The sequence below is a fragment of the Arthrobacter sp. V1I9 genome, assembly GCF_030817075.1.
Taxonomy (GTDB): domain Bacteria; phylum Actinomycetota; class Actinomycetes; order Actinomycetales; family Micrococcaceae; genus Arthrobacter.
The window spans coordinates 3,916,505-3,942,184 of sequence record NZ_JAUSYU010000001.1 but is presented as its reverse complement, the minus strand read 5'-3'; the positions used below and the strand labels follow the sequence as shown (position 1 = coordinate 3,942,184).

26 protein-coding genes and 2 pseudogenes are annotated in these 25,680 nt (G+C 65.3%); 11 read left to right on the top strand and 17 right to left on the bottom strand.

Annotated elements, in window-relative coordinates; genetic code table 11:
* Positions 1–105: 105 nt before the first annotated feature.
* From QFZ70_RS18410 to QFZ70_RS18400, 3 genes are all read right to left on the bottom strand, one after another.
* A complete protein-coding gene (locus QFZ70_RS18410; RefSeq protein WP_307097661.1) occupies positions 106–1,224 on the bottom strand; it encodes a histidinol-phosphate transaminase in 1,119 nt (372 codons plus the stop codon).
* A gap of 149 nt (positions 1,225–1,373) precedes the next feature.
* On the bottom strand, positions 1,374–3,251 hold the full coding sequence (locus QFZ70_RS18405; protein ID WP_307097659.1) for a pectinesterase family protein: 1,878 nt from the start codon (positions 3,249–3,251) through the stop codon (positions 1,374–1,376).
* Positions 3,251–4,609, bottom strand: a complete 1,359-nt coding sequence (locus QFZ70_RS18400; protein WP_307097943.1) for a polysaccharide lyase family 1 protein — start codon at positions 4,607–4,609, stop codon at positions 3,251–3,253. Before QFZ70_RS18400 ends, QFZ70_RS18405 begins: the two co-directional genes overlap by 1 nt.
* Before the next feature lie 270 nt (positions 4,610–4,879).
* Between QFZ70_RS18400 and QFZ70_RS18395 the strand changes: the two genes are divergently transcribed.
* Positions 4,880–5,302, top strand: a complete 423-nt coding sequence (locus QFZ70_RS18395) for a phage holin family protein (RefSeq protein ID WP_307097658.1) — start codon at positions 4,880–4,882, stop codon at positions 5,300–5,302.
* A 63-nt stretch (positions 5,303–5,365) separates the two neighbouring features.
* Here QFZ70_RS18395 and QFZ70_RS18390 read toward each other — a convergent pair whose 3' ends face one another.
* From QFZ70_RS18390 to QFZ70_RS18380, 3 genes are read right to left on the bottom strand one after another with little or no spacing between them, the layout of a single operon-like run.
* Positions 5,366–5,773, bottom strand: a complete 408-nt coding sequence (locus QFZ70_RS18390) for a hypothetical protein (RefSeq protein WP_307097657.1) — start codon at positions 5,771–5,773, stop codon at positions 5,366–5,368.
* Between the two features lie 21 nt (positions 5,774–5,794).
* Positions 5,795–6,703, bottom strand: coding sequence for a hypothetical protein (locus tag QFZ70_RS18385; protein ID WP_307097656.1), 909 nt, complete (start codon positions 6,701–6,703; stop codon positions 5,795–5,797).
* Positions 6,703–7,005, bottom strand: coding sequence for a hypothetical protein (locus QFZ70_RS18380; RefSeq protein ID WP_307097655.1), 303 nt, complete (start codon positions 7,003–7,005; stop codon positions 6,703–6,705). Before QFZ70_RS18380 ends, QFZ70_RS18385 begins: the two co-directional genes overlap by 1 nt.
* Before the next feature lie 175 nt (positions 7,006–7,180).
* On the opposite strand from QFZ70_RS18380, the pseudogene purB reads away from it, so the two are divergent.
* Both purB and QFZ70_RS18370 read left to right on the top strand, forming a co-directional pair.
* Positions 7,181–8,624, top strand: a pseudogene (purB, locus tag QFZ70_RS18375) (adenylosuccinate lyase).
* Positions 8,625–8,724: 100 nt separating this feature from the next.
* On the top strand, positions 8,725–9,399 hold the full coding sequence (locus QFZ70_RS18370; RefSeq protein ID WP_307097654.1) for a histidine phosphatase family protein: 675 nt from the start codon (positions 8,725–8,727) through the stop codon (positions 9,397–9,399).
* Here the strand turns inward: QFZ70_RS18370 and QFZ70_RS18365 are convergent.
* From QFZ70_RS18365 to QFZ70_RS18355, 3 genes are all read right to left on the bottom strand, one after another.
* Positions 9,396–10,322, bottom strand: a complete 927-nt coding sequence (locus QFZ70_RS18365) for a serine/threonine-protein kinase (RefSeq protein WP_307097652.1) — start codon at positions 10,320–10,322, stop codon at positions 9,396–9,398. The genes QFZ70_RS18370 and QFZ70_RS18365 overlap by 4 nt on opposite strands.
* Positions 10,319–10,633 carry a hypothetical protein gene (locus tag QFZ70_RS18360; protein ID WP_307097650.1) on the bottom strand — a complete coding sequence of 105 codons (315 nt, stop codon included), beginning with the start codon at positions 10,631–10,633 and terminating at the stop codon, positions 10,319–10,321. Before QFZ70_RS18360 ends, QFZ70_RS18365 begins: the two co-directional genes overlap by 4 nt.
* 75 nt (positions 10,634–10,708) lie before the next feature.
* Positions 10,709–11,221: a MarR family winged helix-turn-helix transcriptional regulator gene (locus QFZ70_RS18355; protein ID WP_307097648.1), complete on the bottom strand. Its 513-nt coding sequence runs from the start codon at positions 11,219–11,221 to the stop codon at positions 10,709–10,711.
* A gap of 144 nt (positions 11,222–11,365) precedes the next feature.
* Here QFZ70_RS18355 and QFZ70_RS18350 point away from each other — a divergent pair, with 144 nt between their 5' ends.
* The 5 genes from QFZ70_RS18350 to QFZ70_RS18330 all read left to right on the top strand — a co-directional run bounded on the left by QFZ70_RS18350 (position 11,366) and on the right by QFZ70_RS18330 (position 16,627).
* On the top strand, positions 11,366–11,869 hold the full coding sequence (locus tag QFZ70_RS18350) for a GNAT family N-acetyltransferase (protein ID WP_307097646.1): 504 nt from the start codon (positions 11,366–11,368) through the stop codon (positions 11,867–11,869).
* A gap of 76 nt (positions 11,870–11,945) precedes the next feature.
* Entirely contained in the window at positions 11,946–12,380 is a 435-nt protein-coding gene (locus QFZ70_RS18345; protein ID WP_307097645.1) for an acyl-CoA thioesterase, read from the top strand.
* 237 nt (positions 12,381–12,617) lie between these two features.
* On the top strand, positions 12,618–13,697 hold the full coding sequence (locus QFZ70_RS18340) for an extracellular solute-binding protein (RefSeq protein WP_307097643.1): 1,080 nt from the start codon (positions 12,618–12,620) through the stop codon (positions 13,695–13,697).
* Positions 13,698–13,742: 45 nt separating this feature from the next.
* Positions 13,743–14,807, top strand: coding sequence for an ABC transporter ATP-binding protein (locus tag QFZ70_RS18335; RefSeq protein WP_307097641.1), 1,065 nt, complete (start codon positions 13,743–13,745; stop codon positions 14,805–14,807).
* Between the two features lie 23 nt (positions 14,808–14,830).
* A complete protein-coding gene (locus QFZ70_RS18330; protein WP_307097942.1) occupies positions 14,831–16,627 on the top strand; it encodes an iron ABC transporter permease in 1,797 nt (598 codons plus the stop codon).
* Here QFZ70_RS18330 and QFZ70_RS18325 read toward each other — a convergent pair whose 3' ends face one another.
* Positions 16,628–17,683: an FAD-dependent monooxygenase gene (locus QFZ70_RS18325; protein WP_307097640.1), complete on the bottom strand. Its 1,056-nt coding sequence runs from the start codon at positions 17,681–17,683 to the stop codon at positions 16,628–16,630.
* Positions 17,684–17,739: 56 nt separating this feature from the next.
* Here QFZ70_RS18325 and QFZ70_RS18320 point away from each other — a divergent pair, with 56 nt between their 5' ends.
* The gene (locus tag QFZ70_RS18320; RefSeq protein ID WP_307097638.1) at positions 17,740–18,276 is read left to right on the top strand and encodes a TetR/AcrR family transcriptional regulator; all 537 of its coding nucleotides are present in this window, start codon (positions 17,740–17,742) and stop codon (positions 18,274–18,276) included.
* 128 nt (positions 18,277–18,404) lie between these two features.
* Here QFZ70_RS18320 and QFZ70_RS18315 read toward each other — a convergent pair whose 3' ends face one another.
* Positions 18,405–19,472 (bottom strand): FUSC family protein, encoded by a 1,068-nt coding sequence (locus QFZ70_RS18315; RefSeq protein ID WP_307097941.1) that lies wholly within the window; start codon positions 19,470–19,472, stop codon positions 18,405–18,407.
* A gap of 155 nt (positions 19,473–19,627) precedes the next feature.
* Between QFZ70_RS18315 and QFZ70_RS18310 the strand changes: the two genes are divergently transcribed.
* A complete protein-coding gene (locus tag QFZ70_RS18310) occupies positions 19,628–20,464 on the top strand; it encodes an amino acid-binding protein (RefSeq protein WP_307097636.1) in 837 nt (278 codons plus the stop codon).
* A 97-nt stretch (positions 20,465–20,561) separates the two neighbouring features.
* Here the strand turns inward: QFZ70_RS18310 and QFZ70_RS18305 are convergent, their stop codons facing one another.
* The 6 genes from QFZ70_RS18305 to QFZ70_RS18280 all read right to left on the bottom strand — a co-directional run bounded on the left by QFZ70_RS18305 (position 20,562) and on the right by QFZ70_RS18280 (position 25,133).
* Entirely contained in the window at positions 20,562–21,479 is a 918-nt protein-coding gene (locus QFZ70_RS18305; protein WP_307097635.1) for a diacylglycerol kinase family protein, read from the bottom strand.
* Positions 21,480–21,561: 82 nt separating this feature from the next.
* The gene (locus QFZ70_RS18300; protein WP_307097633.1) at positions 21,562–22,935 is read right to left on the bottom strand and encodes an NAD(P)(+) transhydrogenase (Re/Si-specific) subunit beta; all 1,374 of its coding nucleotides are present in this window, start codon (positions 22,933–22,935) and stop codon (positions 21,562–21,564) included.
* Positions 22,932–23,267 (bottom strand): NAD(P) transhydrogenase subunit alpha, encoded by a 336-nt coding sequence (locus tag QFZ70_RS18295; protein ID WP_307097632.1) that lies wholly within the window; start codon positions 23,265–23,267, stop codon positions 22,932–22,934. The genes QFZ70_RS18300 and QFZ70_RS18295 overlap by 4 nt, the downstream gene beginning before the upstream one ends.
* The gene (locus tag QFZ70_RS18290) at positions 23,267–24,436 is read right to left on the bottom strand and encodes a Re/Si-specific NAD(P)(+) transhydrogenase subunit alpha (RefSeq protein WP_307097630.1); all 1,170 of its coding nucleotides are present in this window, start codon (positions 24,434–24,436) and stop codon (positions 23,267–23,269) included. The genes QFZ70_RS18295 and QFZ70_RS18290 overlap by 1 nt, the downstream gene beginning before the upstream one ends.
* A gap of 176 nt (positions 24,437–24,612) precedes the next feature.
* Positions 24,613–24,945 (bottom strand): MmcQ/YjbR family DNA-binding protein, encoded by a 333-nt coding sequence (locus tag QFZ70_RS18285; RefSeq protein WP_307097629.1) that lies wholly within the window; start codon positions 24,943–24,945, stop codon positions 24,613–24,615.
* A gap of 59 nt (positions 24,946–25,004) precedes the next feature.
* Positions 25,005–25,133 carry a hypothetical protein gene (locus QFZ70_RS18280; RefSeq protein WP_373461633.1) on the bottom strand — a complete coding sequence of 43 codons (129 nt, stop codon included), beginning with the start codon at positions 25,131–25,133 and terminating at the stop codon, positions 25,005–25,007.
* Between the two features lie 33 nt (positions 25,134–25,166).
* Between QFZ70_RS18280 and QFZ70_RS18275 the strand changes: the two are divergent.
* Positions 25,167–25,310: pseudogene (locus QFZ70_RS18275) on the top strand (MFS transporter); the annotation flags it as partial.
* Between the last annotated feature and the right edge of the window lie 370 nt (positions 25,311–25,680).

The following is a 25,680-nucleotide window of genomic DNA, read 5'->3' as shown; positions in this document are numbered from 1 at the left end:
GGGATATATGCCGCAAAAGGAATGAATTCCTGCTGCGGCATATATAATGGCTTACTGATCCTAACTTTATCTTCAGTAAGTAACCGCGGGGCTACTTGTTAAGTGCTAGGAAGCGCGTGGGGCCTTTGTATAGTTGGCACACAGCTTGAGGAACCGCGTATTTGCTTCGGTCTCGCCGATGCTTACCCGCACTCCCTCCCCGGGAAACGCCCTGACGGACAAGGCCTGCGTAGCCGCCAGGTCTGCGAATCCGGCGCTGTCGGCTCCAAGGTCCAGCCAAACGAAGTTGCCCTGCGCGTCCGGAACAGCCCAGCCCAGATTCCTGAGCCCCACCGTAACGCGTTCCCGCTCATCCACGAGTTTTTGTACCCTCTCTACAACTTGCGGGTAATTCTGCAGGGAAATAATTGCGGCAGTTTCTGCAATCTGCGACACGGCGAACGGCGTGGCAGCGACCCTAAGGTGTTGAGTCAACCCGGGGTTGGAGATGCTGTAGCCAACCCGCAGGCCGGCAAGCCCGTGGGCCTTCGAGAAGGTCCGGAGCACAACCACGTTGGGGTACTTGCGGTAGAGCGCAATCCCGTCCGCCGCCTCCGCGTCCCGCACGAACTCCTGGTAGGCCTCGTCAACCACCACCACCACGCCTGCCGGCACAGAGCGGATAAACGCCTCTGTCTCGGCGGCTGTCAGCGCAGGGCCCGTGGGATTGTTTGGGGTGCAGAGGAGGATCACCTTGGTGCGGGCTGTAACTGCTGCAGCCATCGCCTTGAGGTCGTGGCGGCCGCCGGCAGCCAGGGGAACGGGGACACCCTGCGCACCCGAGAGGCCAACGCTGATGGGATACGCCTCAAAGGAGCGCCACGCGTAAACCACTTCGTCGGGTTCGCCGTCTTCGTTCCGCCCCGCGAATGCGGCCAGCAGCTGGTTCAAAGCCCCCAGGCTGCCTGCGCCAGTGACGATATCCTCGGCGGGAACATCCAGGAATGCGGCCAGCTCTGTGCGGAGCCTGCTGCTCAGAGGATCAGGGTAGCGGTTGAAATCTGTCTGCTGCGCAATTGCCTCAACGACCGCAGGGATCGGGGGCAGCGGGTTTTCATTCGAGGACAGCTTGTAACTGGCCAGTCCGTCCACGGCGACAGGCGGTTTGCCGGCGGCGTAGCGGGGCAGTTTTGCCACCACAGGGCGCGGCTGGATGCCCCCGGCGAGGGTCTCTGATGACGTCATGGAGACCAGCCTACTTCTCCGGCCGCACTGCGTAACGCGGCATTCCTGCGCGAACTGCGCTCCACGGCACGCACTGGGCCGGTGGTGGGTGGACGGGCACTGCACCCGTCCACCCACCTGTTCCTTCCATCTTGCCAGCCAGGGCCTCCCTACACCCGCGGGGTGCTGTCTGCCCGGGTGCCCGCCAGCTGGGGAGCCCAGCCGTCGGTTCCGTGGAGGTAGGCCTCCACGGTGAACTCCTTCGCCAGTGCCGGTTCAAGCTGCGGCCTGCCGGCGGTGACACGGGACCCGGGGCCGTTGTTGTTGAACTCGTGGAACCGGGCTTCCCGCCAGGAAAACCCGCTCATGTCTGTCCACGGAACGCTGGAAATGTGCGCATCCAGCCACGAATCCCGGATCAGCACCTGGGCGATGGCGTCCACGTCACCGCTGGGGTGCCAGGGCCGGCCGAGGTGGACGGATCCCGGTGCAGCGTCGGACACAAAGCGGCAGCCCGTGAACAGGAACCCGTGCTTGATTCCAATATTCAGGCTGCCGGCCGAAACGTAGCCGTTGTTGCTGCTTGATCCGCGGTCCAGGGAGCGGACTTCGGTTCCGGAGAAGACCGCCGTGCCCCGGCCGAAGATGAAGTCCACGTCGCCTTCGATATAGCAGTCGCGGAAGAAGAACCGCGCCTGTACGCCGCGGGACGGTGAATCAACCAGCAGCGTGTCCTGGTTGCCCAGGCACCGGACGTTGCTCAGAACTGCACGGTCTCCCGTCAGGAAGAGTGCCACTGCCTGCCGGTTCTTCATGTCCTGGTTGGCGGCCTCGTCAAAGTCGTTGCTGAACGTGAGGTTTGCGGCCCTAAAGTCCGGCCCGTCAATCCGTACGCTGGCACTTCCACCCGTGCCATAGGGTCCGGTGCCATCTGGCTTGGGCGTGCCGGAGGCGTTGTTGTAAACCAACACAACATCCTTCGCCCTCTCCCCCTGCCCCAAAAACGAGATTCTGGGCTTGCTGGCCGGCACCCTGATGGCCTCCCGGTAGATGCCTGGCTGGATCCGGATGTGGGTCCGGCGGGTGCTGCCTTCGGGCACCGCGTCGATGGCCGCCTGCACCGTCGGGAACGCCTGCCCCTTGCCCACGCTGACAATAGCGGGCCTATCCACGGGCCGTTCGCTTGGCCAGTAGATGCCGGCGATGGCGTCCAGTCTGGCGTCGAGGTGCTGTAAGTACCCAGGCGGCAGTGTCTGTTGTGACCGGAGTTCCGAGGCAACCAGCCGGGCCACGGCCAGGGCCCCTTCCGCCTGGAAATGCGTATTATCTGTCACGCCTTGCGGATACTGCGGATACTGGCCCGGCGAGGCATACAGGAAGTGCGACTTGGTTCCCTCGGCGCCGAGCTTCTGCCAGAGGCCCTTGGAGGACGCGGTGAGGTCCACAAGCGGGGTGCCGGTGGCAGCTGCGAGTTCCCGCACTGCCTGGGGGTACGCACCATGGGAGTCCTGGGCGACTCCAAGGGCGCTGAACCGGCGGCGTTCCACCGGGGTTATCAGTACAGCCTTCGCGCCCCGGCCCTCGGCACCATCGATGTACTTCTGCAAATACTCCTTGAAGGTGGTCTGCGGGTCGGTGCCCCTGGCCGGGTCTTCAACCTTTTCGTCGTTGTGCCCGAAGGAGATGAGCAGGTAGTCGCCAGGCTGGAGGAGGGCCACCACCTCGTCCAGCAGGCCGGCGTCCGCGAAGCTCTTGGACGAAGCGCCGGACCACGCGTAGTCGAAAACGTCGGCCTGTGGCCCTACCAGCAACGGGAGCGCCTGCCCCCAGCCGGCCCGTGGACGTTCCGAGTGCTGGTAAGCGGAGGACGTGGAATCGCCCACCACGAAGATTATTGGCCTGGTGCGGCCCTGCGGTGGTACCGCTGCGGACCCGTCCGTGGCCTCGGAGCGCGTAGCCCCGGGCCCCGCGAGCCCTGCGGCAGCAGTGAGGGCTCCTGCGGCCACTGCCGCCAGCATCGAGCGGCGGCTGGGTTCGAAACGGCGCATCAGCGAGCATCCCCCGCCGCGAAGACGGGCCCGACGGCGTCCGCCAGGAGGGCGGGAACGGCCTGGGCTGCGTTTACGTGCGTCCGCAGCACTGGTGTCCAGGTACCGTCGGCACCCAACTGCCTGTCAGCAGGCGCGGCAGCGTTATAGGCTGCGCGAAGGTCAACGATCTTGCCGTTGACCGCATTTCCGCTGGTGCTGATGACCTTCCCCTTGAAGTAGGAGATCAGGGACTCCGCCGGAATGTCCGCCGGGAGGGTGAAGGCATTGGCCTCGGCGTACAGGTGGGATTCAACGCCGGTACCGAAGGTGTACCCGTACGGGATTTCCGAATCGGTGGTGGTTTTGAAGTGGTTGTTGTAAACATCCACCTGGCCGTAGCGGACGCGGGGTGCCCGCTGTCCGACGTTCTCGAATACGTTGTGGTGGATGGTGACCCGCAGCTTACCGGCATCTCCCCGGTTGGTGGAGTCCGTGGACCCGATGAGCAGGAGTTTGTCGTGCTCCGAGAACCGGTTGTAGGACATCGTCACCAGGTCCGAGCCGTTGGTGACGTCCACTGCTCCGTCATGGACCTGGTACGGCCTGCCGAAGTAGCTGGGCTGGGCGCTGTCCAGGTTGGGCTCATCGGTGAAGTGTGAGTGGTCCACCCAGACGTGCTTTGAGCCGTTGATGATCTGCAGCAGGTCATACTCGCTGTTCCAGTTACCGGTGGCACCGTCCGTGGGGTCCCACGACGGGAAGCAGTCGGCGGCGTCCCGAACCGCGAGGTTCCGGACGATGACGTTTTCGGCGCCATTGACCCTCAGGGCTGCACCCGTGATGCTGCTGTCCGGGTCGGCACCCACGATGGTGGTGTTGCTGGGGATGTCCCACCGGATTGCGGCGGCCTGCTTGGATGCCGCCAGCCGCCGGGCGTTCTCCTGTGGGCCCTCCGGCTCCTTCGCAGTTCCGTACCGGACCGGGTCGAAGTCGTAAAGGTACTGGGCGAGTGAGTAACCGGTACCGCTGGCGTAGTCTTCACAGCTGATCGGTGAGCCGTCCGCGCTGGCGTTGGCCGCAATGTCCCCGTGGACCCTGATGATTTTGGGTTCGCTGCCGGTGGCGAGGGCTGCGAGAAGCTGTCCCTTGTTGGAGACGTCGTAAATCCGGTCATCCGCTGCGGCCGAGCCGCCGGTGGTGCCGGCTCCCAGGGCTGCCCAGCCGTCATTGGGTGCGAGTACCTGGCGTTCAAGAACCTGGCGGGCGGTCTGGGCAGTTGGATCCGCTTGTGGCGAGGGAGCTGCTGACGAATGGGCAGGGACTGCGACCAGGGATACGGCGATGGCCGCCGCGACCGATATGGGCACTAATGGCATCTTTTGACGCATGATCTCTCTTCCTCCATTGGAATGAACCACGCTTCGGTGCCGGCCCGTGGAAACGGACGGCATCTGCAGAAAGCGATTTCTCAACTACGGGAAACCGGTTTCTAACTGTCAAGGGTTTAGTTGATTTTTGACAGCCTCTTACCTTGGAAGTCATCTCGGGACCTGCTGGTCCCGTCTCGGGCCAAACAGGCAAAAGAGGCCAGCGGTAGGGCCGAAAACCCTGCAAGGACGCTCAGGGACGTGTGCAACCATTGGCCTATGCGACTGATTGCGCGGGTACTGATCAACGGCCTTGCCCTCTGGGTGGCGAGCTGGATACTGCCAGGGCTGGAGATCTCCAGCTCCGCAGCCACCGATGCAGTGGCAAAAACCGGTGTGACGCAGGGGACGGACACCATCGGAATCGTTCTCGCCTACCTGTTCATCGGCGTTATCTTCGGTTTGGTGAACGCCTTGGTCCGCCCGCTGGTGAGTCTCCTCGCGCTGCCAATCACCATCCTGACCCTCGGCCTGTTCACTATCGTCATCAATGCGGCGATGCTTTACCTGACATCCTGGATCAGCAGCTACACCCCGGTTCGATTCACCATTGACTCCTTCTTTTGGACTGCCATTCTGGCTGCCATCATCATCACCCTGATCTCGCTGGTTGCGGGGCGCATTACCGGAACCCGGCGGTAGCTGGGAACTTGTGGCGCTGCGCCGGGCTTCACCGCGCTGCGCGGAGTTCCACGCCAGCCCTCGCTACCGTCCGCCATATTCGCGCTCCTGCCTGCGGGTGTCTGCCGTGTGGAGACTTTGCCCGGGAGTCGTGGCCCGGGTGAGGGAGAAACGGGTGGCAGTGGCTGCGCCGCCCGCTCCAATCACAGCGCCCAACGCGGCCGTGGATGCCACCAGCGAGGGATCGTTGCTCGCTGAAACGAGCCGGGCACCGTCCTGGTAACCGGCAAGCTGGTGGCCGGGACCGATTCCGACGCGCTCTCCCGTCTGAAGGTACAGGTCATTGGTCATTGTCGCCGTGACCTGGTTTTTGGTGTCCCGGTTGGCTGCGCCGTCGGTGCCGGGTACCCAGTCGGCTCGATGCTCCAAGTGGAGCGTGCTGACGTCCGAACCCGGCGTGATTCCCGCGACCGGCGATCCCGCGGTCAACACGTACTTCAGGTTGTATTCATCCTAAAAGTCCTCGTTCGCTGCCAGATTCATGGCGTGTATGCCTCCCTGGCTGTAGCCGACACCCACAACCGGGGCTCCTCTCTCGGCGCCGGCTTCCTTCAGTGCCTCCCGTATGGCCACATTGACGTTTGCAGAAGCGTTTCCTACTCCTTCCACTATCCCGTTCAGGCCAAATGGATTCTCGTCCACACCGTCGAGTTGCGTGCCGGGAATCACCACCACGTAGACCTTTTGCCCTCCGTTCTCGATCTCGATGACTTCAACGAAGCCGCCGCCGCGTTCATCAATGAGTTGGATCCGCGCAAGCAGCCCGGCAGGAGAAGGATCAAGATCGATGGGAATACGTTCCTCCCGCCGGACCTCAAGCGGGCGGGGCCGCATTCCTGGAAATGCACCTTCCACCAGGGCCGTGAGGATGGGGGTGGCCGGCCCCACACCTGTGGTCATGTCCTCAAGTGCTTGTCTGCTAAGGACGCCTGTCCTCCAGAAGTCCGCGTGACTTTCCAGCTTAGTTCCCAAATCCCAGATGCCAACCGTGCGGGTCGTGGCCGCAAAGGCCTCAGCCACTTCGTACTCCTCCGTGCAGGCGCGGACCTGGCCGCTGATTCGCTGCAGCTCGGTGCGCACTGCCTGGACACTCCGCCCGGACTCACCCACCGAGCCCAGGGCCACGGTCCCGGACCAGCGGGGCAGGTTTTGGAAGGGAACCAGGTCCTCCCAAATCCGTCGGACTTCAACCTCCAGCTCGGAGAGTGCGCCCGCCAGGTCATCCAGCTTCTTCGCGCCCGCTGCCAACTCTTCCAGCTGGAAGCTTATGCCGCCCACGCCGCCGCGGATGGTGAGGATCCCGTCATCGGGAGGACTGAACACTCTGATCGGGCCGCTGCCCGACGGCACAACCTCGGCCATCAGAAGCTGCCCGGATAGGCGCAGCCAGCGGTAAAGGTCTCGCGGGCATGCCGCTCCACAGCAGCCTTTGCTTCAATCAGCGCTTCCAGCGCACGCCGCAAGGCGGCAGACTGCAGTGAAACCGTGTCGCGGTAAGCACGGCCGGCCGGTGACTCCCATTCCAGCAACTGAACATCCCGGAAGCCGGCCAGCACCTCCTCTCCGCGGCCAACGCAGAATGCTATGCGGCCCGCCAACTGCTCCACTTGCGAAGCGCGCAGCATGTCCTGCTGCAAATCCACCCCTGCCAGTTGGTTTCCCATCACTGTTCCCTCTCCAGAAGCAGCCTGCACCCACGGCGCCGGCCAACACGCCCTTGCCTGGAATGAACGCTACGGAGGACAGCCCACCGGCCCTACCACCGCCGTCACCTATGTGGACAAGTAACGTCCCGGGAAGGGCTAAAGCCGCCGCGGGAGTTCATGAAAGAATCAGCACATGCCTGAAACCGCCGCCACAGCTGACACCCGTACGCCCTCAGGACGCCTGGCCCTCGCCGCGTCCCCGGAAAAAATCGCGCTCGGCCCGTTGGACGGCCGCTACCAGTCCGCCGTCGCCCCGCTGGTGGATTATTTGTCGGAAGCCGCGCTCAACCGCGACCGTGTGGCAGTGGGAAGTTGAATGGCTCATCCACCTGACCGGCAACAACGTCCTTCCGGGCGCCGGTCCCCTGACGGCCCGGCAGCAGGACCAGTTGCGCGCCATCGTCACCGAGTTCGACAGCAATTCAGTGGCGGAACTGGCCGACATCGAAGCCGTAACGGTCCACGACGTCAAGGCCGTGGAGTACTACATCGGCCGCCGCCTCCCGGCCATTGGCATCGAAAACCTCACGGCCATGGTGCACTTCGGCTGCACCTCCGAGGACATCAACAACCTCTCCTACGCGCTGGGTGTCAAGGGCGCTGTGGAGGACGTGTGGCTTCCGTCGGCGCGCGCACTCGTGGCCCAGATCAGCAAGATGGCCCTGGACAACCGCGCCGTCCCCATGCTGTCCCGCACCCACGGACAGCCCGCCACTCCAACCACCCTCGGCAAGGAACTAGCGGTCATCGCGCACCGCCTGACGCGGCAGCTGGACCGGATCGAGAAAACCGAATACCTGGGCAAGATCAACGGCGCCACCGGCACCTACGCGGCCCACGTTGCATCCGTTCCCGGCGCCGACTGGCAGCAGGTGTCCAGATCCTTCGTGGAAGCCCTGGGATTGAGCTGGAATCCGCTGACCACGCAGATCGAAAGCCACGACTGGCAGGCGGAACTCTATGCAGACGTCGCGCGCTTCAACCGCATCCTGCACAACGTCTGCACGGACATCTGGAGCTACATCTCCATCGGCTACTTCGCCCAGATCCCGGTTGCCGGCGCCACCGGATCCTCCACCATGCCGCACAAGGTAAACCCCATCCGCTTCGAAAATGCCGAGGCGAACCTGGAGATCTCCTCCGGGCTGCTGGACGTGCTGGGCTCCACGCTGGTCACTTCACGCTGGCAGCGCGACCTCACCGACTCCTCGAGCCAGCGCAACATCGGTGTGGCGTTCGGCCACTCGCTGCTGGCCATTTCCAACGTGGCCAAGGGCCTGGAGCGGCTGGACGTTGCGGAGGACGTCCTGGCCGGGGACCTGGAGACCAACTGGGAAGTCCTGGGTGAAGCGATCCAGATGGTCATGCGCGCCGAGGCAATTGCCGGGGTCGAAGGCATGGACAACCCCTACGAGCGGCTCAAGGACCTTACCCGAGGACAGCGGGTGGACGCAGCCCGCATGCAGGAATTCGTCCAGGGCCTTGGCCTTTCCCCCGAAGCCGAAGCGCGGCTCCTGGCGCTGACGCCCGGCAAGTACACCGGCATCGCGGACCAGCTGGTGGACCACCTGAGGTAGAAGTACGACGACGGCGCCGGGCTGACAAGGCCCGGCGCCTTCTTCCCCCCCTTCCTCGTGGCCCAGCAGGCGGCCCGCCTCAAAGTGCGAAACTGGAGGCATGAAGCTGCTCCTGATCCGCCACGGGCAAACCCCGGGCAACGTGCTCGGACAACTGGACACCGCCCACCCAGGTCCCGGACTCACCGAGCTGGGTGAGCGGCAGGCGGAGGCCTTGGCCCGTTCGCTGGCCAACGAACCAATCGAGGCACTTTATGCCTCCACGCTGGTGCGAACGCAGATCACCGCGGGGCCGCTGGGCCGGCTGCACAGCCTTGACGTCGAAGTGATGGACGGCCTTCATGAAATCGAAGCCGGGTCACTGGAAAAGCTGACGGACCACGAATCGCACAAGCGGTACATGGGGACAGTGATTTCCTGGGCAGCCGGGGATCTTGACCGGCGGATGCCTGCCGGGCCGGACGGCCATGATTTCTTCGAGCGGTTTGATGCCGCCATTGCCCGCGTTCTCGAACGTACGTCCGGGGAGCAGGCAACGGCAGCAGTCATCAGCCATGGTGCAGCCATCCGCACGTGGGCCGGACGCCGGGCCCAGGACGCAGACCACGAGTTCGCTGCGAAGCATGTGCTGGCCAATACCGGGATCGTCGCATTGGAGGGTGATCCGGACAGCGGGTGGCGGCTGATCCATTGGGACGGCAGCCCGGTGGGCGGACTGGCACTTGCCGATCCGACCGCGGAGGACCCGATGGGACGGAATGTGGCGGAGCCCTAAACCAGCTGCCTGATCCGGCGGGCCGGGAAGACCGCCATTCTCCGGCAGGCGCTGTTGGTCTGCTGGTCTGCCGGAGGTACAAGCCTCTCTGCCATAACTGCCGCCTCATCCGCCGTCGGCCGCGCAGCGCTGTCCATTGCGGTCAGCGCGCTGAGAAAGGTGCACCATCCCGGCCCCAGGGACTCCGGGATTTCGGGACTCCGCAGTGTCCTGGCTACCAGGGATTCTATGGCTGTGCCGGGAAAGGCCCTGGCGCCTGTGAGAAGCTCCAGCAGGACCAGACCCATGGCGTAGACGTCCCAGGAAGCCTGGGCTGGTCCGCCCGAAGCCTGCTCGGGGCTCATGTAGTGCACCGTTCCGGACGAAATGCCTGGCTCGGGAGCCGCACCGGCAGCAACCGCAATGCCGAAATCGATGATGCGCACCGGACTCCGTCGCAGGCCGCTGAGCATCAGGTTGGCGGGCTTAATGTCCCGGTGGACAAGCCCCTGTCCATGCAGGTGGGCAAGCGCTCCGAAGAGGCCGCGGGCCCAGCCGGCAACGTCACCGGGGCGGGGCAGGCCGGTGCGGGTTGCCGCGGCCAGGCTTGCGCCGAGCGCCAGTTCTTCAACAAGGAACGGACGGCCGGCGAGGGGGGTCGCGGCAGGGATGATGGACCGGCTGATGAATCTGATGATGGAGGGGTGGTTCATTCCTGCCAGGACGGCGGCTTCATTACGGATCCGCTCGAAGTGCTGTTCCGAGTCGCCAACGGCCACCTTGACGGCAACATCAGGACCACCCTCAAGGTCGGCAGCGCGGAACACCTCTGCCAGCGAGCCCCGGCCCAAGCGTTCTTTGAGCTCGTAACGGCCAGCCACCACCACCTCCCGGGAAGGAAGGCCAGCACCGCGATGCTGCGGTGCCGCGGCGGTGGAAGTCATGCGGAGAGGGCCGCAGTATGCACCGCTCCCGGACCAGCACCCAGGTCAGGGGAAGCGTAAGGCGAGAAAAACCAGGCGTCGAGCTGAAACCCGCAGCCGCAGCGCCAAACCGGAGGCAGCTGGACAGGCCCGCCGCCGTCCGGCTCGAAGCTGTAACCGACGGCGGCCGGCCCCACAGCAGGCGTCACCAGTTCCATGGCCGTTCCGCAGTGCACGGCGGCGCCGTCCGCATCCTCCGCGCTGTCCTGCGAAGCCTTGTTGGACAAGGCTGCAGGGGCGCCAAGCTCTGTAAAAGTTACCAAGACACTCACGACTCCAGCTGAGGGAATTTTCCAAGACCGATCGTAAGCATACATATTACTAGCCCATCTAGCTAGTCCCGCTAGTTACTTCTGCTCGTGCCCTTTATCAACGTCCGCAAGGGCATCAGTCATCCGTTGCAGGAAACCGATCACGATATGCGCCTCGTCAGCAGTCAGCTCTTCCGCAACCGCCATCATGCGCCGGTGCATCGCCCCCAGGGTCACCCGGACTTCCTTATCGGATTCCACTGTTGGCACCACCACCACGGAGCGGCGGTCCGTTGGGTGGGCCTCACGCCGTACGTGGCCGCTGCCCACCAGCCTGTCAATCAGCGAAGTGGTGGACGCGCTGGTAATCCCGAGGAATTGACTCAGGTCCTTCGGCGCCGTCGCCTTACCGGAGGCCTGCATTCGCAGGAGGTAGCGCAGGGCGAGGATGTCCGTCTCGCCCATGCCCATGGAGTCGCGGGTGGACCTCCGTACGGCCGTCTCAGCAGCACGATAGTCCCGCAGGGACTTCAGGACTGCCGCGCTGTACTCCAGCTGCCCGTCCGGCCCATACCAATAGCCAGAGCCTTCATTACCGGTTGAACCCATAAAAACATTCTAGTCCAGCATGTATCTAGACAACCAAGCGAGTTGGAATTAGGCGTTCTCCCAGCGCTTACCGGGCAGAAACAAGAGCGTAACCCCACCCTTCTACGCTAGGTGTGCATATCCCTTCGGCGAATCGAGGCAGACATGCAAACCAACCCGCGCCTGAACATCCGGCAGGTTGCCTGGTCCAACCCGGTGGGCGCGGACCTGCGCCGCGCGCAACAGGCCGAACTCGATGCCCGCTTTGGTACCCCTGACCATGAACCCGGCAGCCCGCCGTCGGACGCTGACTGCGCTGTGTTCCTGGTGGCGTATGACAAGGGATCCGGTCAGCCTGTTGGCTGCGGCGGCTTGCGGCTCCTGGATGACATGACAGCAGAGATAAAGCGCCTGTACGTTCTCCCCTACACACGGGGGTCAGGCGTAGCCAGCTCCATCCTGGCAGCCCTGGAAGCGGAGGCCTTCAAGCAGGGGATCGCCCGGATCAAGGCGGAAGCCGGTTCCGCCCAGCCCGACGGGCGGAACTTTTACGAGAACTCCGGCTTCGAGCCCGTTCCGAACTTCGGTGCCTACGCCGGCGTGAAGCACTCCTACTGCTACGCCAAGAGCATCAACGCCCGCAGCGCTGCCCACACTGCCATGGCGTAGTGCGGGCGCGACCGGGACGTGTGGACGAAACCGTCACACTCGGTGCTGCCGGCGCCGCCCGGCTAACCTCGGGCCTATGGAATCAGCAGACATCACCTTCCGCACCCGAAAGTGGGTCCGGCCTGAGGATCTCAATGCCAACGGCACCCTTTTCGGCGGCAGCCTGCTGAAATGGATTGATGAGGAAGCGGCGATCTACGCCATCCTCCAGCTCGGCAATGGACGCGCCGTCACCAAGTACATCTCGGAAATCAACTTCGTCAGCTCTGCGGTCCAGGGCGACCTGATCGAGATGGGCCTGACCGCCACCCGGTTCGGCCGGACGTCCTTGACCATGCGCGCCGAGGTCCGGAACATGATCACGCGGCAAAGCATCCTCACCATCGAAGAGATTGTTTTTGTGAACCTGAGCCCTTCAGGCAAGCCGGAGCCCCACGGCTACACCGACATCACCTACGACCGGGACCGGATCCCGACGCATCACCTGACAGACACACTCCAGCAGGACTGACGGCGGAGCAGGACTCAGGGCAGGTATCGCCACAGAGCAGGGACGGCCGACGGCGGCGCGGCAGCTGCAGCATTTACCTTTCGTTCACGTAGGCGGCACCAGCCGTTCCTGCAACTGGACCAGAGTGGACAGCCCGGCTGTTTATCGAATCGATAGCAAGACAGCCCGACTTTTGGCTTGCCCGGCTATAGGCTGGCCGGACATGCTCCGATTCCAGTCCAGAAATGAGTCCTGATCGTGCGTAAATTCCAGACTTTGGTTGCCGCGGCCGTCGCCGCCACCCTCCTCGCCGGATGTGGCGGCGGAGGTACAGCAACACCAGCGGCCTCCGGTGACGCCTCGTCGGCACCGGCAGGCGGTTCAGGGGAGACCCTTGTTGTCTACACCAACTCCAACGGCGAAGGCCGCGGCGAGTGGTGGACCCAAAAGGCCGCCGAGGCGGGCTACAAGATCGAGATTGTGGGTGCCGGCGGCGCAGACGCCACCAACAAGCTGATCGCGGAAAAGAACAACCCCATCGCCGACGTGGCTTTCGGCCTGAACAACATGTACTTCTCGCAGGTTAAGGCCCAAAACGCCCTCGAGCCGTATGAGCCTGCCTGGGCCGGCGAAGTGGACAAGGAACTGGGTGACGGCGAGACCTATTGGCCGCTGGTCAAGCAGGCCATCCTCCTGGGCTACAACTCGGACAAGCTTTCCAAGGACGCCGCCCCGCAGGACTGGACGGACCTGTGGACAAAGGACGAGCTCAAGGACCGCTACGAGCGCGTCACCGGCCTGGGTACTGCCACGGCGCAGCTGGTCTTCGCCGGCATCCTAAGCCGCTACCGGGATGACGCCGGCGATCTCGGCATTTCAGATGAAGGCTGGAAGCAGGTTGAGCAGTACTTCCAGAACGGAAGCCCCGCCGTCGCCAAAACAGACCTTTTTGCCCGCATCGCCTCCGGTGAAGTGGACATGGGACAGATGCCGTCCTCGATCATCGCCGAGCGGGAAAAGTCCTTCGGCGTCAACGTTGAAACCGTGATTCCCTCCGTCGGAGTACCGCTAGCCGTGGAGCAGATCGCCTTGGTGAAGGGCACCGAAAAGAAGGAGCAGGCGCAGAAGTTCATCGACTGGTTCGGCAGCGCCAAGATGCAGGGCGAGTTTGCCAAGAAGTTCAACTCCATGCCGGTGAACAAGGCTGCCGAAGCAGAAGCCAACCCGGAGGTGGTGGCCTTCTTCGCAGACCTCAAGCAGCAGGACATCGACTGGGAATTTGTCCAGGAGAACATGGGCGCCTGGGTGGAGAAGATCGAGCTCGAGTACATGACATAGGACCCGCTTACCCGCCATCCCACCCGCTTCCCAGACAGGTTTGCCATGATCCGCTTGGACAACATCAAAGTGACCTTTGGTGACTTCACCGCCATCCCGCACCTGGACCTGCACGTCCAGCCCGGAGAGTTCTTCACCCTGCTGGGTCCGTCAGGGTGCGGGAAGACGACGGCGCTCCGCACCCTGGCGGGCTTTATCCAGCCTTCCGGGGGGAGTGTCCATGTGGACGGCAAGGATGTGACGCGGCTTCCGAGCGACAAGAGGCAGGTGGGCATGGTGTTCCAGAACTATGCCCTGTTCCCCAGCATGAGCGTGTGGGAGAACATCGCGTTCGGGCTGCGGGTGCGGAAGGAGAAACCGGCGGACAGCGACCGCCTGGTCCGCGACATCGCAGGGCGAGTGGAGCTCAGCGATGAGCAGCTGTCGAAGAACGTGGCAGAGCTGTCCGGAGGTCAACAGCAAAGGGTGGCAGTAGCGCGTGCACTGGTGCTGCGGCCCAAGATCCTGCTGCTGGATGAGCCCCTGTCCAACCTGGACGCCAAGCTCCGGCACCAGCTGCGGCAGCAACTCAAGGACCTGCAGAGCCAATTTGGCATCACCACCGTCTATGTCACGCACGACCAGGACGAGGCACTGGCGATGAGCGACCGCGTGGCTGTTTTCAACAAGGGCGTGGTGGAACAGGTGGGCACCCCGCAGGAGATCTACGATCACTCGGCCACCGAGTTCGTGTGCAACTTCATCGGGGACAGCTCCGCATTGACACCGGAGTTCGTAGCGGAGCTGAACCGGCTCGCCGGGGCAGGGCTCAGCACGGATGCCAATTCCTATCTCCGGGTGGAAAAGGCGTCCCTGAGCCCTGCGGCGGACGGGAGCGGCGCCGTCGGACTTCCCGGGACGGTGATCTCCCGCACCTACCACGGCCTCCACAGCCGGTACGTGGTGCGGAGCCATGGCGCGGACATCCGTCTGCTGGTCCGGGAGGACGGCGCAGCCCACCCCGGGCCCGGCACGGAAACCACCGTCTACGTCCAGCCTGCCCATGTCCTGCAGTACCACCCCGGCACCGGCACCGCCCTCACACGGGAAGACCAGGCGGTAGCCCTGTGACGGGCGGGACACCGGCCCGCAGCATGGCCCGCTCCCCCTTCGTCCTGGTCGTTGGGGTTGTGCTGACCTGGTTCATCGCGGCGTTCCTGGTGTGGCCCAACGTCAACGTCCTGATCGCCACCTTCTTTCCGGACGGCAATTTCTCCGGCCGGGCTGCAGAGAAGCTTTTCTCATCGCAGCGCGCCATGACAGCCCTGGGGAACAGCTTCCTGCTGGCGGTGGCGCTGTCCGTCACGGTGAACCTGGTGGGGATTTTTATTGTCCTCGTGACGCATTACTTCCGGATCCGCGGCTCCAGGATCCTCTTCCTGGGCTACGCCTCCACCTTTATCTACGGCGGCATCGTGCTGGCAGCCGGTTACAAATTCATCTACGGGGACAAGGGAATTGTCACGTCGCTGCTGGTGAAGATCTTTCCGGCCATGGACCCGGCGTGGTTCTCCGGGTTCTTTGCGGTCCTGGTGGTGATGACTTTTGCCACCACCACCAACCACATGCTGTTTGTGGCCAACGCACTGAAGGGCATTGACTACCAAACCGTCGAAGCCGCCAAAAACCTTGGCGCTTCAACGTGGACCATCCTGCGGCGGGTGGTGTTGCCCATGCTCAAGCCGACGCTGTTCGCCGTGACAATCCTGTCCTTCCTCACCGGTCTCGGTGCACTGAGCGCCCCGCAGGTGCTGGGCGGGCGGGACTTCCAGACCATCACGCCGATGATCCTGACATTCACTAACAGCCCCACTTCCCGGGATCTGGCGGCACTGCTCGCAGTTATCCTGGGCGTGGCCACCATCCTGATGCTCGCGGTGATGTCCCGCCTCGAAAGGGGCGGCACCTATTTTTCGGTGTCAAAGGTTTCCTCTGCCCTGCAGAAGCAGGACATCACCAACCCGGTAGCCAACGTGGCCGTCCATTCCGTGGCCTACCTGCTTTTTGCCGTGTACACCCTTCCGGTGGTGCTCATCGTCCTGTATTCGTTCGCGGACGGCGCCGCCATCCAGACCGGACAACTCACCTTCGGCAACCTGACGCTGGACAACTACGTGCGGGTCCTGACCCAGCCATCCGGACTGCGGCCGTTCATCGTGAGTGTTGTGTACAGCGCCCTGGCAGCCCTGATCGCCGTCGGAGGCCTGCTCTTCGTGGCCCGGCTGCTGCAGAAGTACAGGAACTGGGTGGCCAACGTCTTCGAATACCTGCTGCACATTCCCTGGATCCTGCCGTCGGCGCTGCTGGCCCTGGGCCTGATCATCAGTTACGACCACCCGAATCCATTGGTGGGTGGAGCAGTGCTCACCGGAACCACCGTGATTCTGCTGATCGCTTTTGTCACGGTGAAGATCCCGTTCACGCTCCGCATGCTCAAGGCCTCCTTCGCCTCGGTGAATTCGTCGCTCGAGGAAGCGGCGGCCATCATGGGGGCCAAGACGCTGTACGTGTTCCGGCGGATCCTCCTGCCGCTGGTACTGCCGGCGGCCGCCGCCATCGCGGCCCTGAATTTCAACAGCCTGCTGGATGACTACGACACCGCCATCTTCCTGGCCCACCCGCTGGTCCAGCCCTTGGGCCTGGTCATCAAGAACAACACGGACGGGGCCGAAGGCGTGGAAGGTGTGGCCAACACCTTCGTCTACACCGTGCTCCTGATGGTCATCACCGGCGTCACCATGTACCTGGTGTACGGCCGGTCCCGCCGTCAGGGGTCAACGAAGAAGCGGCTCCCCGCGGTTCCACCGACTGCTTCCGCCGCGGCGCCCCCTGTTTCCGGCGCTTCCGTAGCCGGTGAGGACAGTAAGCTCCCGGCCGCGCCGGTGCGCTGATCAGCCGCCGGAACCGCTTACGACGGCGGCACGCGCCTGCCGCCGTCGGGCCAGGTTGAGCAGGCGGTCACGAAGGGGCTGGCCGCCCTCGGCCAAAGCGATGCGCCCGAGTGCCGAGGACGCCAGGCTCAGGGCTCGGGTCCTCAGCCGCCGCTGCCGGTCGTATTCGCGGAGCGCCTGGCTTTCGGGCAGCGTGTTGAGCAGGCCTGCCAGTGTCACTGCGTCCACCAACGACTCGCAGGCGCCGCGGCCCAGGGTTGGCATCATCGCGTGTGCGGCGTCGCCAATGAGCACATTCCTGCCGCGGACGTAGGAGCGCAAGTGCGGAACTGTCCAGAGCCGCTGGACCAGGCAGGATTCCGGAGTGGCCGCGGCAAGCGCACGGCGAATGGCGGGCGCGTGAGTGGCGTAGCGCTGCCGGGCCTGCTCCAGCGTTGTCGCCACCTCAATTCCGTAGGGGCCAAGCCCGGACCGGTAGCTGGCGTACCAGAAGGAACCGCCCCGGGCGGCGGTCATGCCGAACAGGTCGCCGCGGCCCCAGTACTCGCCCACCTCGTCCCGGCTGACAGGAGAAGGGAGAGTGCCGCGGAGGGCAAGGTATGGCGTGAGGCGGGCATCTGTACGAGCGCCCCAGACCTGGCGGCGGACCACGCTATGAACGCCGTCGGCGCCAACCACCAGTCCCCCGTCAGCGGGCACCTCGCGCAGATGACTGGTGGTCCGGCGGACGGTCGCCGGCACAGCAGCGTGGAGCAACCGCAGCAGGTCAATGCGGGAAACGCCGAACATCTCCCCGGCATCGACGGTGACCCAAGGCTCACCATCCGGGCTGCGCACCGATCCGCTGCCGATCACCGGACTAACGGACCGTGCCTCATCCAGCACGCCCACCCGGGCAAGCGCCCGTTGCGCGTTTGGCCACATGCCCAGCGCGCTTCCCACAGCAGGCAACTCAGGCCGCTTCTCGTAAACGGTCACCTCGAAGCGCTCCGGGTCCAGGCAGGCAGCCAGAGCCAACCCTGCGATGCCGCCTCCAACGATCGCGATCGTTTCCATCCCGCTATTTTACTACTTTTGTAGTGAATTGGAAGAGTGTCATTTAGACTGGCTCCATGCCCGACCGCCGCCCCCACCTGCTCGATGCCGCGCTGGCCGTGGTGGCGGATAAGGGCATGAAAGGCCTTACCCACCGCGCGGTGGATGCGGCCGCAGGCCTTGCCGAGGGCACCACGTCCAACTACTACCGCAACCGGGCAGCCCTCGTTGAGGCGGTGCTGGACCGCCTGCTGGAGCTGGATGCCGACCTCCTCCGGAACGTCGGCCCGGCCGGCCCGCCGTCCAACGTCACAGAACTGGCGGGGCAACTGGCGGCAATGGTGCTGGCGCTGGCCGGGGAGCACGCGGGTCTCACGCGGGCCCGGCTGGCCCTTTCGCTGGACCGGCCCGAGACAGTGACCGCTGGCCATTACCTGCTGGTGGGCGGCCTGGAACAGGCCCTTGCCGCCTTGGGTTTAGCCGACGCAGCGGCCCGGGCACGCGACGTTGCGGACTACGGCGACGGCCTGATCCTCCACCTGCTCACCGTCAGGCGGGACGAGGAGCCGGACGCAGCCGCCATCGCGGCGGCGATCCGGCGGCTGCTGTGCTAGCTCGGGCCCGCGCTCGACGGCGACCGTCCGCCACAGCCGGCGCAGCCCGCCGTCGTGCTTTGAGGAAACGGCTCCCGGCCAGCCGGTGTAGGCCTCCTTCGCCGTGCCCAGGGGCGCTGGCGCACCCGCTAAAGCACCGCCGTCGTCCGTTCCCGAACACGGCGCCATACCTCCGGCGCCAGCACCACGGCGATCCCAACGGCAGCCCCGATCACCGTCTCGATGATGCGGTCCCGCAGCAGGATGGCTGGCGGTGACGGGACCACCAGGAGGGTGGAAATCAGGGCCAGGGGCGTGACGAAGAGCTGGGCGAGCAAGTACTGGCGGATGATGAACATTTCCGTGCCGAACTGGCACAGGGCCATCACCAGCACCGTCTGCCAGGGTTCCAGGTTCAGCAGCACAATCCCGGCCAGGATCACCAGGCCCAGGACGGTGCCGATGATTCGCTGGACCCCGCGGCGGACGCGGTGCCTGGTGGTATGCCCCACCAACGGCACAACGGCCGCCACCATGGCCCAGTAGTTGTGCCCGAAGCCCAGCAGCTGTCCCGCCCAGGTTGCCAGGACGCCGGCCAGCCCGGCAGCCAGGAGGTAGCCGAGGCCCTCCAGCAAGGCGGCCCGCTTCTCGTTCGGCGTGCGACGGACCGCCAACGGCCGGATCCAGGGGGCCCGGCGGCTGGGCAGGATCCTGGCGGAGAAGCCGATGAGCAGGCAAAACACCGTGGTGAGGACGGCCACCAGCATGGCCTGCCACAGGGGTGGCTGATGGGGAATGGACGCGATGGCCGCGAACGCAAAGATGTGGAACAGCGAGCCGGCCGGGCGCATCCGCCACCAGGAGATGATCAACGAGCACGCACCGGCCACCAGGGTGGTGGCCGGAACCAGAAGCCACGCGGCGCCGGCACCATCCGGCTCCAGGGCGGCCGCGGCCCTGGCAGCGAGGGTTGCGAGCAGGATGACCGCGAGCATCAGCAGTCCCGCCCGCAGTTGCAGTGCGAACCGGGTTCCGTGGGCTTCGCCGCGGCCATAGATGCCAGTGAACGCGCCAAAAGACGCAAAAATCGCCAGATCCAGCCGGCCCAGGAGTACCAACGTGAGGAGCGGAACGAAGACGCCCACGGCGCACCTCAGCGCCGGGTGGTGGTCCTTATTGCCGGGACCGATGCTGAACATCTCAACGAACAGCTTCACGGGGCGGCCTTCCTGCGGGGTGGGCTTCTGGCGGGCGGCCGCGCTGACGTTCCTGCTAAATCCTACGTTGCGTCGCTCCACTACCGGTCGCAGCGTTCCCCTGAATGGAACGGCAAGGCAACACAGCTGAAACAGCTCCCGCTGATGCTTGAGGCATGAAGCCTTCCGCACGGAACACGCCCGCGGCTGAATTGAGCTGTGAAGTCTGCGGCCTGATGCCAGAACCTCCCAAGGCCCGCCTGACCCTCGCCAACGTGGCGGTGATGCTGCCCATCGAACTCCTGGTGCACGCCATGGTGGTGGAAACCCACCTGCCCTACGTCGCGAAAGTCCTGGTGCTGACCCTGACCGCCACGGTCCTGGTGATCTGGGTGGCCGAGCCCTCGGCTGCCCGGATGCTGCGCGGCTGGCTGCACGCGCCCGCCTTGAGCCACCGAAGGAAGCTGGGTACGGCCCCTGCCCTGTGGCGGGCACGCACCGTCCTGCGCGACGAGCCCGGTTCCCTGCAGCGGGCCACCCAGGCCCTGGCCCGTACGGGCGTCAACATTTTGAGCATCCACGTCCATCTGGTGCCGGGCGGGGTGCTGGACGAGTTTGTCCTCTCGGCGCCGGGTTACCTCGGCGAGCGCGCGCTGATGGACGCGCTGCACGACGGCGGCGGCACCCGTTCGCACGTCTGGCCCACCACCGCACTGGCCATGGCGGACGGGCAGACCAAAGCGCTGAGCCTCGCGGCGCGGATCGCGGACGCACCGGACGAGCTTCCGCTCGCTGTGGCCGAACTGCTCCGGGCGCGGATCCTCACCCCGGGAGAAGCCGCCCTGGAAAAGCACGACGCCGGCACCCGGCTCAAGATTCCCACCGCGTGGCACGGGCCCATCACCTTCGTCCGGCCCGGGGAACCGTTCACTCCGGCCGAGTCGGCGCGGGCCCACAGGCTCGCAGAGCTCGCGGAGATCCTGGCCCACCGGCCGGCGGTCTCCCCCAGCTGACCGCAGCATCGGGCAGCCGCGCCGCACCACCCAACCAGGTCGCACTTGTTGTCGTTTTGAGCCCTGAAAACGACGTTAGGTGCCGCTCAGTTGGGAATTACATCCGGATGGTCAGGGCGCTCGGATCCATGGTCATCAGGATGTGCTTGCCCTGGCCCTCGTGGTCGCCGTCCAGCTGGTAGTCATCCTTATGTTCCAGGGTGATCTCCACAGTCTTGCCCTGGTAGTACTCCACCGCGGTGTCCTTGCCCCGGCCCTTGCCGATCATTCCGGCAACCACCGAGAGCCAGCCCAGCCGGCCATGGTGGGGAGCCAGCACCGCCACGTCCAGCAGCCCGTCATCCATCTTGGCCTCAGGGAAAATCTCCAGGCCGCCCTGGACCTTGCCGCAGTTACCCACCATGACGCTGCGCACCCCACGGCGCACTGCCCGTTTGCCGTCGATCACGATGGTTGCCTTGATTGGTTTGCCCGGCAGGTTGCGGATGCCGGCGTCAACATAGGCCAGCCAGCCCACCTTGTGCTTCAGCTTTTCGTCGGTGTCGGCCATGATGGTGGCGTCGTATCCCACGCCGGCCATCACCAGGAAGAGCTGCTCCTTGTCCGGGTCGCTGCGGCGCGCGCGGACGACGTCGATCTTCCGCTCGGTGCCGGCGAGCGCGCCGGCCATGGCGCCGTCGAAGTCCGTGACATCCATGCCGAGGTTGCGGGCCAGGAGGTTGCCGGTGCCCAAGGGAAGCAGGCCCATGGGAACATTCCCCCCGGAGAGGACTTCGGCCACGCAACGGACCGTCCCGTCGCCGCCGCCGGCGATGACGATGTCCGCCCCCTGCGCAAGGGCCTCCTTCGCCTGGCCGACGCCGGGGTCCTCCTTGGTGGTTTCGAACCATAGCGTTTCGCCCCAGCCGTTTTCGGCGCTGTGCTTGGCCGCCAGTTCGCGCACATCGATGTCCACCGGCTTGGCAGGATTGATGATGATGGCTGCGCGCTGGGGGGCAGTGGAGTTGGCAGTCATGGCGTCCTTCGGTGGCGATTGGAAAGGGTACTTCTCAAAGAAGAGTAGCCTGCCTGCTGAGGGCCGGGCAGCAGTTGGGCGCCTACAGCGTTTTCACTGCTCCAAGCACCTGGGCAAGCGAGTCCTTGGCGTCACCGAACAGCAGGGACGTCTGGGGTTCGTAGAGGAGGTCATTCTCGATCCCGGCAAAGCCCGGCCGCATGGACCGCTTCAGGAACACCACCTGGCGGGCGTCGGCAACTTCCAGGATGGGCATGCCGTAAATGGGCGAGCCCGATGAGGTCTTCGCTGCGGGGTTCACCACGTCATTGGCACCCACCACCAGCGCCACGTCGGCGGTCTTGAACTCCGGGTTAATCTCGCCCATCTCCTTCAGCGATTCGTAGGGCACGTTCGCCTCAGCCAGGAGCACGTTCATGTGCCCGGGCATCCGGCCGGCCACGGGATGGATGGCGAAATCCACGTCGATGCCGCGGGCTTCCAGCGCCTGCGCCAGCTCAGCGGCGGTGTGCTGGCCCTGCGCCACCGCCAGGCCATAGCCGGGAACAATGATGACGCGCTGCGCGTAACCCAGGAGCACCGCCACGTCCTCGGCGCTGGAAGACCGCACCGGACGCTCGCTCACGGCGGTGGATCCCGCCGTCGAACCTCCCCGGAAGGCGCCGAACAGGATGCCGGACACGCTGCGGCCCATTGCAGCTGCCATGGCGCGGGTCAGGATGGTGCCCGAGGCGCCCACCAGCGTGCCCGCCACCACGAGCAGCACGTTGCCGAGCACCACACCAGACGCCGCCACGGCCAGGCCGGTGAACGCGTTCAACAGCGAGATAACGATCGGGACGTCTGCGCCGCCCACCGGCAGCACCAGAAGTACCCCGGCGGCGAGTCCCAGGACCAGGAGCAGCACCGCGAGCGCGGCAGAGCCCGTCATGATGACGGCGACGCCGGCGGCCACCGCAGCGAGCAGCACTGCGGCCATCACCGCCGGAAGGCCCCGGAAGACCACTGGCCGGGTGGTCATCAGTTCCTGCAGCTTCGCGAAGGTCACCCCGGATCCGGCAAAGGAAACGGCGCCCACCAGCAGCGTGAACACAATGGCCAGGCGGACCCAGGGATCGTCCGCGTGGTTGAGCTCCAGGAGCGCGACCAGTGCCGCCGCACCGCCGCCCACCCCGTTAAAGAGGGCTACAAGCTGCGGCATCTGGGTCATCTTCACCCGCCTTGCAACGGGGGCGGCCACCACTGTGCCTACGGCTATCGCGCCAAGGATCCAGGGGATGTTCTCCAGCCGCGAGGACAGGAACACCGTGACGACGGCGATCAGGGCACCCAGCGCACCAATCAGGTTGCCCCGGCGGGCGGTCCTTGGCGAACTGAGGCCGCGCAGGGCCAGGATAAAGAAGACGGCGGCTGCAAGATACAGGAGCGAGGTCCAGACGGGGTTGAGGAGGCTCATCTGCCGTCGACCTCCCCTGGCATCGCTTTAGTGCCGGCCTCCTTGCCGGCTACCTGTTTGCGCGCGTGGAACATGTGCAGCATCCGGTCGGTGACCACGAACCCGCCCACGAGGTTTGCCGTGGCGAGGACGACGGCGAGGAGCGCCACCGCGAGCATCCACGGGTCCGTTGCCTGGCCGGTGACGATGATGGCTCCTACCAGGATGATGCCGTGGATGGCGTTGGCGCCGGACATCAGCGGCGTGTGCAGGGTGCTGGAGACCTTGGAGACCACCTCGAAGCCCACAAAAACCGCAAGTACCGTGATGGTCAGCAGGCTCATTCCGTCCATCAGATCACCTCTCCCCGCCGGCTGCCGGCCCTCGCGGCCAGCAGTTCCGCCGTGGGTTGGTGCCGCACCGTGCCGTTATGGGTCAGGCAGGCGCCTGCCAGCACGTCGTCGTCGAAATCGGTGGCCAGGGCGCCGTCCCGGATCATCAGCGCGAGCAGGTTGGCCACGTTTTTTGCGTAGAGGCGGGAGGCATCGAACGCCATCGCGGAGGGCGCGTCCTTCAGGCCCACGAGGGTGACGTAACCGGAACCGTCGGCCGTGGGCACGTGGATGTCCTGGCCTGGCACCACCCCTTCCACGTTGCCGCCGGACTCGGCGGCAAGGTCGACGACGACGGAGCCGGAACGCATGCCCTGCACCATTCCGGTGGTGACCAGGAGTGGGGCGCGCCTGCCGGGGACGGCCGCCGTCGTAATCAAGACGTCCGCCTGGGCCACATGCGGGGCGAGCAGCTGCCGTTGCCGGGTGCCGGCATCGGAACTGAGCTGGCGTGCGTAGCCGCCCGCTGCCTCGGCGGTTTCAAGGTCCAGCCGGATGAAGGTGCCGCCCATGGATGCCACCTCGTCTGCCGAGGCGGGCCGGATGTCGTTGGCGAAGACGCGGGCGCCGAGCCGTTTTGCCGTGCCGATGGCCTGCAGTCCGGCAACTCCGGCCCCGAGCACCAGGACGCGTGCAGGGGGGACGGTGCCGGCGGCGGTCATGTAGAGCGGGAAGAAGCGGGGCAGCCGGATGGCCGCCTCCAGGACGCAGCGGTACCCGGCCACCAGCGCCTGCGAGCTGAGGGCGTCCATGGACTGGGCACGCGAGATTCGGGGCACCAGTTCGAGGGCGAAGGAGGTGACGCCGGCTTCGGCGAGTGCCTGGACGGTGGGCAGTTCGGACGACGGCGATGCCAGCCCCACCGTGACCGCTCCCCTTTTCAGGGTGGCCACGATGTGCGGATCAAGCGGCCGGACGTGGGTGAGGACGTCCAGCTGGGCTTCGACGAGTTCCGGGACGATGCGGGCTCCGGCCTGGCGGTAATCGGCGTCCGGGTACCCGGCGGCGGCACCGGCGCCTGTTTCGAGGAGTACTTCCATGCCCAGCGCCGCCAGTTGCTTTACCGTTTCCGGCGTGGCGGCCACCCGCCGTTCGCCCTCATGGCGTTCCCTCGGTATGCCCAGTTTCACCCCGCCAACTCCCCTCGCCGCACGAGTACGGCAGCGCCGCCCTGCCGGGCCGTATTCTGGTTCGTCTCATCAGTGGGCTTCGCGGAGCGGCGCTGCTGCACGTAGTTGGCTAGAGTCTATGGCCAGCACCGTTGCGGCGGGAGTGGCGCGGCGGCCTTGGGTGGCAAACAGTTACCTTACTGGCCCCCGGGCTGCCGGCGTCGGTGGCGTTCCCCTCCCGCGAGCCGGTAGGAATCCGCCAGCAGTTCTGCCAGCAGCTGCCCATCGATCCGGTCGAGCCGGACCAGCAGCAGTTGTGGCGAGCGCTCGTGATGGGGAGTCCAAAAGTAGGTTTCCGGTTCCGTGCCGGCCAGGGCCTCGCGCTCTTCCGTTTTGACCGTCAGGACTCCGGGCTCCCAGATCCGTGCCAGCAGGGTCTTGGCAAACCACGCCGGCTGGCCCCAGCTCAGCCGCTCTGTGACCCCCGGCAGCGCGAGGGCAGCGGTCCTGACGTCATCCTCGGTGGCCATGAGCCACAGTCTGCACCGTGGGAGGCCGGTGGACAACAGCTGGCCATACCGGGGAGTTGTCAGCCCCGGGCGCTGAGATCGGCGGAGATGAGTTTGGCCGTCGCCACGATTTCCTGGGCTACCGAGGCGAGGTAGGATTCCGGGTCGGGCTTCGTGGCCACGGACTGGGCCTGCAGGGATACGTTCACCGCAGCTACCACCTTTGATCCGTCGTACACGGGGGCAGCGCCGTCGAATACTACGACTTCTTTATCTTCGGTTCCGCCGCCGCCCTGATCTTCCCCACGGTCTTCTTCCCGGATGCTGACGTCAACGCGGCCATCATGTCCTTCGCCACCTTCGGCTTCGCCTACGTGGCCCGGCCCCCGTGGGCGCCGTGCATCAAGCCTGGAGGCTGGGTGCAGATCAGCATCTTCACCGCCGTCACTTGCACTGTGGCAGCCGTCTCCGCCCTCACCGCCAAGGAAACGTTCAGGGTTCCCACGAAGCAGCTCGGCCTGAAGTAATGTGCCGGGGGCCGCGCTGCTCCCCCAATCCTTCCGCGCAAAGCCCGCCCTTCTTCTGAAGCGGCGGGCTTTCCGCTGCCCGGGGCAGCTACTGAGCAGCCACGTCATCAATTCACGCTTTGCCGGAAGGGAAGGCTACCCTAAGTCGTCCCCTTTTTTATTTCTGCCCTTCCCACGGCAGCCCTGCAAGGCGGTTTTCTGTGCGTTCCTACCTCCGTCCCCGCGTCCT